Source organism: Enterobacter cloacae complex sp. IR5401 (genome assembly GCF_049238425.1).
GTDB classification, from domain to species: Bacteria; Pseudomonadota; Gammaproteobacteria; order Enterobacterales; family Enterobacteriaceae; genus Enterobacter; species Enterobacter hormaechei_C.
On the sequence record NZ_JBMKHN010000012.1, the window covers coordinates 28,593 to 42,589 of the forward strand.

12 protein-coding genes and 1 pseudogene are annotated in these 13,997 nt (G+C 59.8%); 6 read left to right on the top strand and 7 right to left on the bottom strand.

Translation table 11 applies throughout. The annotated features are described in order from the left end of the window. Positions 1–54 precede the first annotated feature (54 nt). A complete protein-coding gene (sppA, locus tag ACOTX1_RS16875; RefSeq protein ID WP_023315908.1) occupies positions 55–1,911 on the bottom strand; it encodes a signal peptide peptidase SppA in 1,857 nt (618 codons plus the stop codon). 167 nt (positions 1,912–2,078) lie between these two features. On the opposite strand from sppA, the gene ACOTX1_RS16880 reads away from it, so the two are divergent. From ACOTX1_RS16880 to ACOTX1_RS16890, 3 genes are all read left to right on the top strand, one after another. Continuing rightward, complete coding sequence (locus ACOTX1_RS16880; protein ID WP_023315909.1) at positions 2,079–2,630, top strand: NAD(P)H nitroreductase; 552 nt, start codon at positions 2,079–2,081, stop codon at positions 2,628–2,630. A gap of 116 nt (positions 2,631–2,746) precedes the next feature. Next, on the top strand, positions 2,747–3,790 hold the full coding sequence (gene selD, locus ACOTX1_RS16885; RefSeq protein ID WP_015570773.1) for a selenide, water dikinase SelD: 1,044 nt from the start codon (positions 2,747–2,749) through the stop codon (positions 3,788–3,790). 4 nt (positions 3,791–3,794) lie between these two features. Further along, positions 3,795–5,702 carry a DNA topoisomerase III gene (locus tag ACOTX1_RS16890; protein ID WP_022650874.1) on the top strand — a complete coding sequence of 636 codons (1,908 nt, stop codon included), beginning with the start codon at positions 3,795–3,797 and terminating at the stop codon, positions 5,700–5,702. Positions 5,703–5,773: 71 nt separating this feature from the next. Here the strand turns inward: ACOTX1_RS16890 and gdhA are convergent, their stop codons facing one another. Beyond that, positions 5,774–7,117: an NADP-specific glutamate dehydrogenase gene (gene gdhA, locus ACOTX1_RS16895; protein WP_023315910.1), complete on the bottom strand. Its 1,344-nt coding sequence runs from the start codon at positions 7,115–7,117 to the stop codon at positions 5,774–5,776. A gap of 240 nt (positions 7,118–7,357) precedes the next feature. Here gdhA and ACOTX1_RS16900 point away from each other — a divergent pair. After that, a pseudogene (locus ACOTX1_RS16900) lies at positions 7,358–7,692 on the top strand (DUF1496 domain-containing protein). On the opposite strand, the gene ACOTX1_RS16905 reads toward ACOTX1_RS16900, so the two are convergent. Beyond that, positions 7,652–8,068 carry a pyrimidine (deoxy)nucleoside triphosphate diphosphatase gene (locus tag ACOTX1_RS16905; protein WP_023315911.1) on the bottom strand — a complete coding sequence of 139 codons (417 nt, stop codon included), beginning with the start codon at positions 8,066–8,068 and terminating at the stop codon, positions 7,652–7,654. The pseudogene ACOTX1_RS16900 and the gene ACOTX1_RS16905 overlap by 41 nt on opposite strands. 75 nt (positions 8,069–8,143) lie before the next feature. Between ACOTX1_RS16905 and ACOTX1_RS16910 the strand changes: the two genes are divergently transcribed. Then, positions 8,144–8,716 (top strand): carboxymuconolactone decarboxylase family protein, encoded by a 573-nt coding sequence (locus ACOTX1_RS16910; RefSeq protein ID WP_003857852.1) that lies wholly within the window; start codon positions 8,144–8,146, stop codon positions 8,714–8,716. Then, complete coding sequence (locus tag ACOTX1_RS16915; RefSeq protein WP_022650879.1) at positions 8,706–9,323, top strand: CDP-alcohol phosphatidyltransferase family protein; 618 nt, start codon at positions 8,706–8,708, stop codon at positions 9,321–9,323. Before ACOTX1_RS16910 ends, ACOTX1_RS16915 begins: the two co-directional genes overlap by 11 nt. Here the strand turns inward: ACOTX1_RS16915 and ACOTX1_RS16920 are convergent. From ACOTX1_RS16920 to ACOTX1_RS16935, 4 genes are all read right to left on the bottom strand, one after another. After that, positions 9,320–10,627 (bottom strand): sulfurtransferase, encoded by a 1,308-nt coding sequence (locus ACOTX1_RS16920; protein ID WP_023315912.1) that lies wholly within the window; start codon positions 10,625–10,627, stop codon positions 9,320–9,322. The genes ACOTX1_RS16915 and ACOTX1_RS16920 overlap by 4 nt on opposite strands. Before the next feature lie 73 nt (positions 10,628–10,700). Further along, entirely contained in the window at positions 10,701–11,321 is a 621-nt protein-coding gene (locus ACOTX1_RS16925; protein ID WP_023315913.1) for an ATP-binding cassette domain-containing protein, read from the bottom strand. Next, on the bottom strand, positions 11,321–12,850 hold the full coding sequence (locus tag ACOTX1_RS16930; protein WP_059288240.1) for an ABC transporter permease subunit: 1,530 nt from the start codon (positions 12,848–12,850) through the stop codon (positions 11,321–11,323). Before ACOTX1_RS16930 ends, ACOTX1_RS16925 begins: the two co-directional genes overlap by 1 nt. Beyond that, positions 12,823–13,992, bottom strand: coding sequence for an ABC transporter substrate-binding protein (locus ACOTX1_RS16935; protein WP_072253465.1), 1,170 nt, complete (start codon positions 13,990–13,992; stop codon positions 12,823–12,825). Before ACOTX1_RS16935 ends, ACOTX1_RS16930 begins: the two co-directional genes overlap by 28 nt. Between the last annotated feature and the right edge of the window lie 5 nt (positions 13,993–13,997).

Sequence of the window (13,997 nt, forward strand, 5' to 3'; positions counted from 1 at the left end):
GTTCTTGTTCTTCAAAAGAAAAAATCCCCTCTTCACGGGAAGAGGGGACGGTTTTTAACGCACGTTCGCGCAGGTCAGGCAAAACGCGTAACGGCTCTGTGGATCATTAAAGGCTGCGAGCTTGTCGCTCTCCGCTTTCATGGCTTTCGCCGCGGTCGCCACCGGCGCCGGCAGATAAGCCTGAAGCGCGTCCGGCAGCATGGCACGGACGGAGCCGGACATGCTGTCCATGACCATATCGAAGAACGTCGGTTCGTCCTGATAATAGTCCACGTGCCACTGCTTGAGCTTCGCCAGCTCCGCCGCTTTCTTCACGGCGTCGTCGAAGTCACCCAGGCTGTCTACCAGACCGTTGCTCTTCGCATCCTGGCCGGTCCAGACGTGGCCCTGCGCGATCTGGTCAATCTGGTCTGGCGTCTTTTTACGGGAGTCCGCAACCAGCGTGATGAAACGTTTATAGCCACTCTCAATGCTGAGCTGCATCATCTCAGACACCTCAGGCGGCAGGGATTTGGTAACGGACACGTCTGCCAGCGGCGAGGTGGAAACGCCGTCGGTGTGGACGCCGAGATAATCCAGGCTGTTCTCAACGGTGTTGATCACACCGAAGATGCCAATCGAGCCGGTCAGCGTGCTTGGGTTAGCCACGATGTAGTTGGCTGGCGTCGAGATCCAGTACCCCCCGGAAGCCGCCATGCCGCCCATCGAGACCACTACCGGCTTGCCTGCGGCGCGCGCGGCGGCCAGTTCAGCACGGATCACTTCAGAGGCGCTGACGCTGCCGCCAGGGCTGTTCACCCGCAGGACAATTGCCTTCACTTTCGGATCCAGGCGCGCATCGCGGATCTGCGACGCGGTGGTGTCTCCGCCGACGTTCCCCGGCGTTTCTTCCCCGTCCATAATGGCCCCGTTAGCAAACACCACGGCGATGCTGTCACCGCTGTCGTCCGATTTTTTCGCGGCGTAGTCATACATGCTGATGGCGCTGTAGTTTTTGTCCTCTTTACTCCAGCCGAACTGTTTGGTCAGCGCTTTTTCAATTTCAGCGCTGGAACCCAGCTGATCGACCAGTTTGTTATCAAGCGCGTATTTCGCTGTATCGCCGTCCACCTTGCGCAGGCCGTCCAGCACGCCGCGCGCGCCCGGAAAGACCTGCTCAGCGGTAATCTGACGGTTAGCGGCAATGGTGCCGAGGTAGTTCTGCCACAGCTCGCCAATCCAGCGGCTGTCCGCTTCACGAGCGGCAGGGGACATATCATCGCGGATAAACGGCTCCACGGCGGATTTATAGGTCCCGACGCGGAAGACGTGAGTAGTGACCTTCAGCTTGTCGAGCAGCGATTTGTAGTACAGACCGTTAGTGGCGAAGCCATGCAGATCGACCGTACCCTGCGGAGAGAGCCAGATCTTATTGGCGAAGCTCGCCAGATAATATTGCCCCTGGGTGTAGCTGTCGCCAATGGCAATAACCGGTTTACCGCTGTCGCGAAATTCGCGCAGCGCTTTACCGATGTACTGCATTGACGGCTGATCGGCGCCGGCAAAATCTTTCAGGTCCAACACGATACCGGTAATGTTGCGGTCATCTTTCGCCTGGCGGATGGTATCGACGATATCGAAGAGAGAGTTTTCCTGCAGGCGGTCGGACGTGGCGCCAAACAGCTGGCGACCAACCACGCTCAGGCGACTGCTGGTGGACGGCTTATCAACGATGACGCCGGTAATATCGAGTAACAACGCGCCGCGCGTTGAATGCTGCGCCTGATTCGCGTTGCTGATATGCATCCAGATGCCCGCGCAAACCAGAACCAGCAGGATGAAGAAGATGTTCATCACCAGGTTGCGGACGAAGTTGAGCAGTCGCCACGTCCATTTAAAGAAACCGGCAATAATTCGCCAAAGGGTTCGCATGTATTCTCCCTAACCAGAAAATGACTGTTTCCGTCGCCACTGGACGGTAATGTTGGGTTATCGTAATGACCCAACCGCCACTTGTCAGCAGGAATCGCCTGCCAGGCTGTAACAAAATCTGCCGTCGTGTTAATTTTGTGAGTAAATTTCATGAAAGGAGTTAACCAATGGACGCACTTGAACTGCTTGTTAACCGTCGTAGCGCTTCCCGCCTGGCCGAACCGGCACCCGTCGGCGAGCAGCTGGAAAACATTCTGCGTGCCGGAATGCGTGCGCCGGACCATGGCACATTGCAGCCGTGGCACTTCTTTATTATTGAAGGCGAAGGGCGCGGCCGCTTCAGCCAGCTGCTGGAGCAGGGGGCTGTTGCCGCAGGCCAGGATGAGAAGGCGATTGATAAAGCCCGCAACGCGCCATTCCGTGCGCCGATGATCATCGCGGTAGTCGCAAAATGCCAGGCCGATCATAAAGTGCCGGTCTGGGAGCAGGAGATGTCTGCCGGTTGCGCGGTAATGGCAATGCAAATGGCCGCCGTCGCGCAGGGCTTCAATGGCATCTGGCGCACCGGACCGCTGACCGAAAGTTCGGTCGTGCGTGATGGCTTTGCCTGTGGCGAGCACGATAAAATTGTCGGCTTCCTCTATCTCGGCACCCCGCAGCTTAAAGCCTCCAGCACCATCAGCGTGCCGGACACCACGCCTTTCGTCAGCCGTTTTTAATTACCCGCGCTAAACTGTCTGGATTCTGAGCATCCGCCGCAGAATTCAGACAGTCATACTTACCTCTTTATGGAATGAGCGCTACCATAGCGCGATTGAGATGACAGGAGACGTCCATGAGCGAGCAAACCATTCGTTTAACGCAATACAGCCACGGAGCCGGTTGCGGTTGTAAAATTTCCCCGAAAGTGCTGGAGACCATCCTGCACAGTGAGCAGGCGAAGTTTGTCGACCCGAACCTGCTTGTCGGTAACGAAACGCGTGACGATGCAGCGGTTTATGACTTAGGTAACGGCACCAGCATTATCAGCACCACTGACTTTTTTATGCCGATTGTCGACAACCCATTCGACTTCGGACGCATTGCGGCCACCAACGCCATCAGCGATATCTTTGCGATGGGCGGTAAACCGATCATGGCGATCGCCATTCTGGGCTGGCCGATTAACACCCTGCCGCCGGAAATTGCCCGCGACGTGATTGAAGGCGGACGCTTTGCCTGCCAGCAGGCGGGTATTGCCCTGGCCGGTGGACACTCTATCGATGCGCCGGAGCCGATCTTCGGCCTGGCCGTCACCGGCGTGGTGCCCACCGAACGCGTGAAGCGCAACAGCACGGCGCAACCGGGCTGCAAACTGTTCCTCACCAAGCCGCTGGGCATTGGCGTACTGACCACTGCCGAGAAGAAATCCCTGCTGAAGCCCGAGCATATCGGTCTGGCAACGGAAGTGATGTGTCAGATGAACCTCGCCGGTGCGGCATTCGCTAATATCGACGGCGTGAAGGCCATGACCGACGTGACCGGATTTGGTCTGCTGGGGCACCTCTCTGAAGTCTGTCAGGGCGCAGGCGTGCAGGCGCAGGTCTGGTATCAGGATGTGCCGAAACTGCCGGGCGTGGAAGAGTACATTGCTCAGGGCGCGGTGCCGGGCGGGACGCAGCGCAACTTCGCCAGCTACGGCCATTTAATGGGCGAAATGCCGGAAGCATGGCGTAACCTGCTGTGCGATCCGCAAACCTCCGGCGGTCTGCTGCTGGCGGTGACGCCGGAAGCTGAAGCTGACGTTCAGGCGACGGCTGCCGAGTTTGGCATCACCCTGACGGCCATTGGTGAGCTGGTGACCGCCCGCGGTGGTCGCCCGATGATTGAGATCCGTTAATTCGATGCGGTTGTTTATTGCCGAAAAACCGAGTCTGGCGCGTGCCATCGCCGATGTGCTGCCCAAGCCGCATCGCAAAGGTGATGGCTTTATCGAATGCGGTAACGGACAGGTGGTCACCTGGTGTATCGGGCACCTGCTTGAACAGGCGCAGCCGGATGTCTACGACAGCCGCTACGCCCGCTGGAATCTCAACGATCTGCCAATTGTGCCGGAAAAGTGGCGTCTGCAACCGCGTCCTTCCGTCACCAAACAGCTCAACGTCATTAAGCGCTTCCTGCATGAGGCGACGGAAGTGGTCCACGCGGGTGACCCGGACAGGGAAGGGCAACTGCTGGTCGATGAAGTGCTGGACTACCTGGAGCTGGCGCCGGAAAAGCGTCAGCAGGTGCAGCGCTGCCTTATCAACGACCTCAACCCGCAGGCGGTGGAGCGCGCGATTTCGCGCCTGCGCGCCAACAGCGAATTTATTCCCCTGTGTGTCTCCGCGCTGGCACGTGCCCGCGCGGACTGGCTGTACGGGATCAACATGACCCGCGCCTACACCATCCTGGGACGCAATGCGGGCTATCAGGGCGTACTCTCTGTTGGGCGTGTTCAAACCCCGGTGCTGGGGCTGGTGGTGCGTCGCGACGAAGAGATCGAAAATTTCGTCGCCAAAGACTTCTTCGAAGTCAAAGCGCATATCGTCACGCCGAAAGACGAACGCTTTACCGCCGTCTGGCAGCCGAGCGATGCCTGTGAGTCATATCAGGACGAAGAGGGACGGCTGCTGCATCGTCCGCTGGCGGAGCACGTGGTTAACCGCATTACCGGCCAGCCCGCGATAGTCACCAGCTATAACGACAAACGGGAATCAGAGCCCGCACCACTGCCGTTCTCCCTTTCGGCGTTGCAGATCGAGGCCGCGAAAAAGTTTGGCCTGAGCGCGCAGAACGTGCTCGATATCTGCCAAAAGCTCTATGAAACCCACAAGCTGATCACCTATCCGCGTTCGGACAGCCGCTATCTGCCGGAGGAACACTTCGCCGGACGCCACTCGGTGATGAACGCCATTGGTGTCCATGCGCCGGATCTGTTGCCGCAACCGGCGGTAAACCCGGATACCCATAACCGCTGCTGGGACGATAAAAAAGTCGATGCCCACCACGCGATAATCCCGACGGCGCGCACCAGCAACGTCAACCTGACCGACAACGAAGCAAAAGTCTATAACCTGATCGCGCGTCAGTATCTGATGCAGTTCTGCCCGGACGCGGTGTTCCGCAAGTGCGTTATCGAACTGGACATTGCCAAAGGCAAATTTATCGCCAAAGCGCGTTTCCTCGCGGAAGCGGGCTGGCGCACGCTGCTCGGCAACAAAGAGCGTGACGAAGAGAACGACGGTACGCCGCTGCCGGTCGTGGCCAAAGGCGACGAACTGCTGTGCGAGAAGGGGGAGGTGGTTGAACGACAGACCCAGCCGCCGCGCCACTTCACCGATGCGACGCTGCTTTCGGCCATGACCGGGATCGCCCGTTTTGTGCAGGATAAAGATCTGAAGAAGATCCTGCGCGCCACCGACGGTCTGGGTACGGAAGCAACCCGCGCGGGGATCATCGAGCTGCTCTTTAAGCGCGGTTTTCTTGAGAAAAAGGGGCGCTATATCCATTCGACCGAGCCGGGGCGCGCGCTGATTCATTCCCTGCCGGAGCTGGCCGCCAGGCCGGACATGACCGCGCACTGGGAATCGGTGCTGACGCAGATCAGCGAGAAGCAGTGCCGCTATCAGGACTTTATGCAGCCGCTGGTGGGGACGCTTTACCAGCTGATCGATCAGGCGCGCAGCACGCCGGTGAAGCGCTTCAGAGGGATGGTTGCACCAGGCGCGGGTGCGAAGAAACCGTTTAAAAAGAAGAAAAGCGCGGCCTGATACGCCCGGTTTTCACCCTCTCCCTATGGGAGAGGGCCGGGGTGAGGGCACCCGGCCGCACGATATAAACCTTAAATCACACCCTGCCCAATCATCGCATCCGCCACCTTCACGAACCCGGCGATATTCGCCCCGCGCACGTAGTTGGTTTGAGACGCCTCGCCGCCATACTCCACGCAGGCGTGATGAATATCGAGCATGATGTGGTGCAGACGGGCATCCACTTTCTCAGCCTTCCAGCTCATTCTCGCGGCGTTTTGCGCCATTTCCAGACCGGATGTTGCCACGCCGCCAGCGTTCGCCGCCTTGCCTGGTGCAAATAGTACGCCCGCGTCCAGGAACAGATCGGTCGCTTCAATGGTGGTGGGCATATTTGCCCCTTCCGCTACCGCTTTCACGCCATTGCTAATCAGCGTCCGGGCGGCATCCACGTCCAGTTCGTTTTGCGTCGCGCACGGCAGGGCGATATCCACCGGCACGCCCCACGGCTGTTTACCTTCCAGATAGGTCAGGCCAAACTCACGGGCATAATCCGCTACCCGACCGTCACGGCTGGCTTTGATTTCGCACAGACGCGCCAGTTTTTCTGCCGTAAAGCCAGCTTCATCCACTACGGTGCCGCTGGAGTCGGAGGCGGTCACCACGCGCGCGCCAAACGCCATCGCTTTCTCGATAGCGTACTGCGCCACGTTGCCGGAGCCGGAGACCGCCACGCGCATCCCCTCGAAGCTCAGCCCGTGACGCTTAAGCATCGCTTCAGTGAAATAGACCAGACCGTAACCCGTCGCTTCCGGGCGAATCAGGCTACCGCCAAACGACAGACCTTTGCCGGTAAAGACGCAGGCGCTGTTGTTGGAGAGCTTTTTCATCATCCCTGCCATAAAGCCCACTTCACGCCCCCCCACGCCGATATCTCCGGCGGGAACGTCGGTGTCCGGCCCAAGGTGGCGATAGAGTTCAGTGACCAGCGCCTGGCAGAAGCGCATCACTTCGCCTTCGCTCTTGCCTTTCGGATCGAAATCACTCCCGCCTTTACCGCCGCCCATCGGCAGGGTAGTGAGCGCATTTTTAAAGGTCTGCTCGAAGCCGAGGAACTTCAGAATCGACAGGTTCACCGAAGGATGGAAGCGCATCCCGCCCTTAAACGGCCCAATGGCGGAGTTAAACTGCACGCGCCATGCGCGGTTGACCTGCACCTGATTGCGATCGTCCACCCACGCCACGCGGAACTGGATGACGCGCTCTGGCTCAACCAGACGTTCAAGCAGCGCCATCTGGCGGTAGCGCGGATTTTCCTCAAGGAAGGGCCACAGGGTGGTCATGACTTCACGAACGGCCTGGGCAAACTCGCTTTGGTGCGGGTCGCGCTGCTGAACATGGGCAAGAAAGCTTTCCAGAGAGCGTGTCTGATCCATAGATATAAGAACCTCTTATAATAATTTATGCGTGTGGCGGAGATGTTTTGTGTCGTTTTTTTGACTATACCACCCGCACCGCTTTCAGAGGCAAGCAGAAATTTATGCTGCAAGGGAAATTAATGACAGGGCGCGCGTCATAACTAAAAGCGATGACGAGATACATTAAAGATCCCGTCCGGATCGACCGTTATAGATATAAACGATGCAAAGGAAACAAAGTCTATGAACCGTTACGCAATGGCCGCGTTATGTTTGATGGTGTCCGCCGGGGCACAGGCTGATCGCATTCGCCCGGATGTCGAGGTTAACGTGCCGCCAGAGGTCTTTAGCGCTGGCGGCCAGCGTGCGCAGCCGTGTAATCAGTGCTGTATCTATCAGGATCAAAACTATTCCGAAGGCGCAGTGGTCAGGGCGGCCAGCGTGCGCAGCCGTGTAATCAGTGCTGTATCTATCAGGATCAAAACTATTCCGAAGGCGCAGTGGTCAGGGCGGATGGCGTGCTGTTGCAGTGCCAGCGTGATGAACGCACCCTCAGTACAAACCCGCTGGTCTGGCGTCGCGTAAAAGAATAAACGCTTCCAGCAGCGGTATATCCGCCGGGGCTAAATCATACGTGAACGCGTCTTCTGGCGTACACCATACCAGCGCCGAGTGATAATGCGCCTTCAGCTCACCGCTAAATTCAGGCACATGCCAGGCGTGGAGGTGAATCAGCCGCTGCGACACCTCCCGCTGGTGGCTTGCCACATACCGCGCGGGCACAGCTTCAATGCCGAGCTCTTCGCGCAGTTCGCGGATCAGCGCTTCCGGCTGGGTCTCACCGGCTTCAACCTTCCCGCCCGCAAATTCCCACATTCCTGGCTGATCGGCATGTTCGGGACGCTGCGCCAGCAAAATCTTGCCCTCATTTTCGAGGATGGCCGCAACCACATCGAGTGTTTTCAGCATGTTCGTCAATAATTAATAGCGAAAAACGACATATTATCGTGCCCTTCCAAAGAGTCCAGTCATCAGGAGAATCAGGTGAAAGAGATATCCGCCTGGGTTGCGCCCATGGAAACCCTTCCCGTCAGCCTTAGCCCCATCGCCGCCATGCAGAAAAAACACTTCGGCGCGGTGCTGAACCCCACTCGCTGGTGGGGGCGTATGCCGCGTCTTTTCTGGCTGGTGGCGCTGTTTGTCGGCTATCTGGAGCGGCGCAAGGCGCGTTTGACCCCGGTTCTGCGATCGCTACTAATGACGCGGGTCTCGCAGATCTGCCACTGCGCATTTTGTATTGATGCCAACAGCCTGCGTCTGGCCGAGCGGAGCGGGGCGCTGGATAAAGTGCAGGCCGTCAGCGACTGGCAAAATTCCACCCTGTTCAGCGAAGAGGAGCGCGCGGCGCTGGCCTATGCGGAAGCGGTCACCGCCACGCCGCCTGAGGTGGATGAAAATATCAAAAGCCTGCTGAAGCGCCACTTTACGGAAGAGACCATCACCGAAATGACGGCTCTGATTGCCTTTCAGAATCTTTCCGCCCGCTTTAACGCCGCGCTGGATATCCCGACTCAGGGGCTGTGCGCCACGTTTAAAGGTAAACCACATGCTGGATAAACATCTGCACCCCCGGCTGAAACCCGGGTTAAATCAGCTGGCCGCCGCGCTGGATAAACCGTTTATCACGCCTGATGGCTTAACGCTCGCCGGGTTTGCGATTGGCGTGCTGGCGTTACCTTTTCTGGCGCTGGGCTGGTATCCGGCGGCGCTGATCGCCATTGTGCTGAACCGGCTGCTGGATGGTCTGGACGGCGCGCTGGCGCGTCGCCGTGGCCTGACGGACGCGGGAGGATTTCTTGATATCGCCCTCGACTTCCTGTTTTACGCCCTGGTGCCGTTTGGTTTTGCGCTGGCCGCTCCGGCTGATAATGCGATCGCCGCCGCCTGGCTGCTGTTCGCGTTTATGGGGACGGGCAGCAGTTTTCTGGCCTTTGCCGCGCTGGCGGGGAAGCATGATATCGACAACCCCGGCTATGCGCACAAGTCGCTTTATTACATTGGAGGATTAACGGAAGGAACAGAGACCATCGCGCTGTTTGTGCTGTGCAGCCTGTTTCCGGCGCATTTCGCGCTCTTTGCATGGGTGTTTGGCGCGTTGTGCTGGCTGACCACCACAACGCGCATCTGGAGCGGTTATATCACGCTGAAGTCACTTCCCCGCTAGCGTGCGCTCTCCGGTCCGCGCTCCCCGGTGGAGACCGGGTTCTGCGGATGGCTGCTCCATTCGTACCAGCCGCCGTCGTAGACGGCAACGTTCTGCCAGCCCATGGCGCGGGCGTACATAAAGGCTTCAGACGCGCGCCAGCCGGTACCACAGTAAAACGCAACGTGCTGCTCCGGCAGGATATTCCACGTTTTCCACATGGCGGCAATATCATCGGCGCTGCGCATGGTGCCATCCGGATTGTGGAAATCTTCCATGTGGGTCGCGTCGCTGCCCGCATGGCCCCAACGCGCACCGGCAATTTCACCTTTTGGCTTGATATAGCTGTAGCCGCTGGTTTCACCGATAAACTCTGGCCAGGAACGAATGCTCACCAGCGACGCGTCCTGACGGTGCAGCATTCCCCGGGCCTGCTCCATATCCACCATCAGCTGCGGCTGGCCCGGGATCGGCGCGCCAAAATCAGGGGCTGGCTTCACGTTTGCAGGCGTTCCGCGCTCAACGGGCAGGCTGGCGTCGGACCACGCCTTCCAGCCGCCATCCAGAATCCGTACATCCTTCACGCCCGCGTAGAGCATGATCTGCGCCACGCGCGCGGCGGCATACACGTCGCGACCGTACAGAATGACGGTGGTATCGTGACGGATCCCGTGCTTCGCCAGCATCGCTTTCAGCTTTTCGTCAGAGACCTTATTCCACAGCGGTTCGCTTTCCACTTCATTGGTGTCGATATAGCCCGCGTCGGGAATGTGGCTCAGGAGATAAAGCTTCGGCGCACCCCAGCCAGCCTCGATCACCTTCCACTCTCCGGCTGGTGCGGCGGTAACGGGTTTGCCCTGCTGCAACTGGTGGATCCACTGCGGATAAACCAGCTGTTCGAAATGCGCCAGACGTTGCAGACGGTCGGATTGTTGCAGGGCATCGCTCAGGGTGGAGACGTGGGTAAAGCCCGCTTTCTCCAGCCGTGTTTTGACGGTCTGGTTGTCATTATCGTTGCCATAGAGCGCAACCGGCATGTCTGGCGTAAGCCGATGCTGTTTTGCCCAGCCGCTGAGCTGTTCATCGCTCATTGCCCCAAGCCAGCTGGCAGAGAGATTAAGTGCGGCGGGCTCGTGCCCGGACGTTCCGCTCAGGGTCTGCGGCCAGCCGTTATAGAACGCACTGATGCGCGTATCAATTACCGCGCCGTTTTGCGTCTGAAGCTGAGCCAGCGTGAGGGAGTGGGGCATATCAGCCGCCGTGGAGGAGAGTGAGGCGAGGCCGCAGATCAGGGCCAGCGCGGTCAGTTGAGAAACACGTTTCATCGAAAAACCTGACGTCATTAAAAGAGGGGGGCATTGTCGTCTCTCCTGAAGCCAAAAACATTGCGTTAGCACATTATTGCCAGCGAGAAATCTCAATCACCTCGCCGCCGGGCGGAATATCGTCCTCATCATGCGTGACCAGCACCACCGGGATCCTGCGCTGGCGAGTGACCTCGAATACCCACGCCCGGAATGAGGCGCGCAGCGTTTTATCCAGTCGACTGAACGGCTCGTCGAGCAGCAATGCCTGCGGCTGGGCGAGAAGGGCGCGCAACAGGCTGACCCTGGCGCGCTCGCCGCCGGAAAGGGTCGCCGGATCGCTGGTGTAGTGGTTTGCCAGCCCGGCAGTCTCCAGGGCCTGCTCGACCGCGTTGCGGCGGGCGCGCCCGACGATGTGCGCCGGCAGCGCCAGCATCAGGTTTTGCCCCACGCTGAAGGCGTCAAACAGCAGGGCATCCTGAAACAGAATGCCGATCCCGCGCGTTTCCACGGGGACCATATCGCAGCGACGATCGTTCAGCCACAGCTCGCCGTGCGCCTTAAAATCAGCGGATAACGCCCCCACCATCCAGGCGAAAAGGGTCGATTTCCCACTCCCGGAGGGCCCCATCAGCGTGACGATCTCCCCCGCCGGGACGCGGAAGTTGACCTCATGTAAGAGCGGCGCAATGGTGAGATTTTTCACGGTCAGCATTAACGTAATCCTTGTCTGTGACGGCCCACGAGCCGGGAGAGCAGCGCGGCAAGGGCAAATACGCTGCTGGTCAACAACAACAGACCCAGCGCCCGGCTGGCGAGGATCGGAATGCTGCCGCCGCTGCTGAGGGCGACCGCCTCCGTCGTCAGGGTGGTGAAACGTCCCGCCCCCAGCCAGAGGGTAGGCATGTACTGGGCCATGCTCACGGAAAAGCCGGTGGCAAAGGCCAGCAGGGCTGGACGAACCATCAATGGGCATTTCACTAGCCAGAAAATTTTCGCCCGCCGCCAGCCCAGCGTTCTGGCAGTGAGGATAAGCCGGGGATCGAGCCGGCGCCAGGCCGGTTGTAGCACCAGGAGCATCCACGGGAGAACCCATAGCATATGGCTCCAGAGCACCGCAGCGTACTGGCCGTCGATGCCCAGCCACAGCGCCACGGCATACTGCCCGGACACGAGGGGCAGCGCCGGGAGGGCAAGCGGCAGCCAGATCCACACCGCGCCGCGCTGGGGTCCCCACTCAAGCCAGATCATGAGGATGGCCAGCGCTGTCAGGCTGGACAGCAGTCCCACTGAAAGGCTGTCGCTGACGGGGCCGATGTCGTCCCGGCGTGCCAGCATCAGCAGAACCAGCGCACAGAGCACGCAGCACAGCGGCAGTAACCCGCCCAGCACCCGTGCGGGCAGCGCACTATGCGAAGCGCGACGTACCCCGGAGGGGTCAGGCTGGGCGCGCCGCCATGCCGTCCAGAAGCCGTATCCCACCGCGGCAAGCGCCGCCAGCAGCAGGAGCAACACCAGACACAGCAGCGTTCCCTTGGTTTGCTGCTGCGCATCGCCCTGGGTGAGCCACTGCCAGGCCAGCACCGCCAGCGTAGGCGGGTTGCCCGGCCCGAGCACGATCGCCACATCCACCACGGAAAGGGACCAGGCGAGCACCGCCAGCATCACGGCGCCCAGCGCGGGGGCGATTGCCGGGAGGACGAGCCAGTTGAGCGCCTGAATTCGTCCGTAGCCGAAGGTATGCAGGACAATTTTCTGCTGTGCGAGGCGCTTTTCAGGCAGCGCGGCGTAGATTGCCCACAGAACGAACGCGCTCTCTTTGACCGCAAGCGTCAGGCCAAGCCCGATACCGTAGCGGTCAAGCTGCGGCGAACAGACTGTACAGAACCGGTAAAACTGCCCCCCTTCCGCAAACAGCAGCAGCGCGCTGGTGGCGAAGGCGACGTGCGGCACGGCTAACAGCCACGGCAAACGGGTGCTCAGGCGCTGCCAGCCTTCACCCGGCCAGAGAAGCGCAAGCAGGGTCAGGGCGATAAACAGTGAGCCCAGCGTCGCGATAAGCGCTGACACCAGCGTGGCGGCCAGCGCCTGCGGCAGCTGCGGGTCGGCAAACAGCGTCGCCCAGTTGCCGGGAGAAAACGCCGGGGCCAGCAGCATGCCGCTGGCGGGAAGCAGGGGCAGATAGATGACCGCCATTGCCGCCCAGACCAGCCCGCTTAGCGGGTTCCGTAGCGGCGAAGCCATTCCTGCTCCAGGGCGTTAACCCAGGCGGCGTGCGGTTCGGGAAGCACATCAGGCGTGCCTGAGGGGGTAAAGGCGCGAAGCTGTTTTGCCGTTTTCGCAGGCAGTTTTTCGCCATCCAGCACGCTCGGGTCACCCCAGACGTCAGGATTAGCTTTGCGGATCTGCGCCTGTGGTGACAGCAGGAAATTCGCCACCACTTTCGCGCCTGCGCTCGCGCTGGCGTTTGCCGGGATAGCGACAAAATGGACGTTGCCGATCATGCCTTTGAGAAAGCCGAAACTGTAGCTGTCGGCAGGCAGTTCACCGCTCGCCACCTTTTGCATCGCATGGGCGGGGTTAAAGGTGAGCGACAGGTTCAGACTGCCGCTGGCCAGCAGCGTATCCATGCGCGCAGGCGACGGAGGAAAATCGTTCCCTTCGCGCCACAGCAGGGGGTGCAGCGTATCAAGGTAATCCCACAGCGGCGCGGTGACCTGCGCAAAGGTACTGTCTGGCGCGTTTTTTAGCGCCTCCGGATGGGCGGTCAGCGCCAGCAGTAGCTGTTCCAGAAACGCCGTGCCGGTAAAATCCGGCGGTCGTGGATAGCTCACCTTGCCAGGGTGCTGTTGGGCGTATAGCAGCAGCGCGTGGGGATCTGCTGGTGGTGTCGGCATACTCGCTTTACGGGCGATAAAGGTTAATTGTGCGCCGCCCCATGGGGATTCCGCGCCATCGGTCGGGATGGCAAAATCTTCCGTGACCGGTTTACGGGTATCGACGTAGCGCCAGTTGGGCAGGGTTTGCGCCCAGCCGGTGAGCAGCAGGTTTGCCGCTTTCAGGTTGCGGAAGTTTTCCCCGTTTACCCAGAGCAGATCCATCGACCCGTTACTGCTACGTCCTGCGGCATGTTCCGTCTGGATCCGCTTCACCGCGTCGGCGGCATCGGCCAGATGAACGATCTTCAGGTTGATGGCGTAGTGCGTTTTCATCTCGCCGCTTACCCAGTCGAGGTAGCGGTTAACGGCCTCGTCACCGCCCCAGGCGTTAAACCAGACGGTCTGCCCGGTGGCCTGTTGCTGAATGGATTGCCAGCTCTCTGCGGCGAAGGCAGAGGTTGCCAGCAGCAGACTCGTCAGAAACGCGCAAAAACGCACCCGGCGCATAATGC

What these genes read in the sequence shown, in the direction of transcription:
- gdhA (WP_023315910.1), bottom strand. Translation starts at nt 7,117, where the DNA reads ATGGATCAGACACGCTCTCTGGAAAGCTTTCTTGCCCATGTTCAGCAG.
- ACOTX1_RS16915 (WP_022650879.1), top strand. Translation starts at nt 8,706, where the DNA reads ATGCTGGATAAACATCTGCACCCCCGGCTGAAACCCGGGTTAAATCAG.
- ACOTX1_RS16925 (WP_023315913.1), bottom strand. Translation starts at nt 11,321, where the DNA reads ATGCTGACCGTGAAAAATCTCACCATTGCGCCGCTCTTACATGAGGTC.
- ACOTX1_RS16890 (WP_022650874.1), top strand. Translation starts at nt 3,795, where the DNA reads ATGCGGTTGTTTATTGCCGAAAAACCGAGTCTGGCGCGTGCCATCGCC.
- ACOTX1_RS16880 (WP_023315909.1), top strand. Translation starts at nt 2,079, where the DNA reads ATGGACGCACTTGAACTGCTTGTTAACCGTCGTAGCGCTTCCCGCCTG.
- selD (WP_015570773.1), top strand. Translation starts at nt 2,747, where the DNA reads ATGAGCGAGCAAACCATTCGTTTAACGCAATACAGCCACGGAGCCGGT.
- ACOTX1_RS16905 (WP_023315911.1), bottom strand. Translation starts at nt 8,068, where the DNA reads ATGCTGAAAACACTCGATGTGGTTGCGGCCATCCTCGAAAATGAGGGC.
- ACOTX1_RS16935 (WP_072253465.1), bottom strand. Translation starts at nt 13,992, where the DNA reads ATGCGCCGGGTGCGTTTTTGCGCGTTTCTGACGAGTCTGCTGCTGGCA.
- ACOTX1_RS16920 (WP_023315912.1), bottom strand. Translation starts at nt 10,627, where the DNA reads ATGAAACGTGTTTCTCAACTGACCGCGCTGGCCCTGATCTGCGGCCTC.
- ACOTX1_RS16930 (WP_059288240.1), bottom strand. Translation starts at nt 12,850, where the DNA reads ATGGCTTCGCCGCTACGGAACCCGCTAAGCGGGCTGGTCTGGGCGGCA.
- sppA (WP_023315908.1), bottom strand. Translation starts at nt 1,911, where the DNA reads ATGCGAACCCTTTGGCGAATTATTGCCGGTTTCTTTAAATGGACGTGG.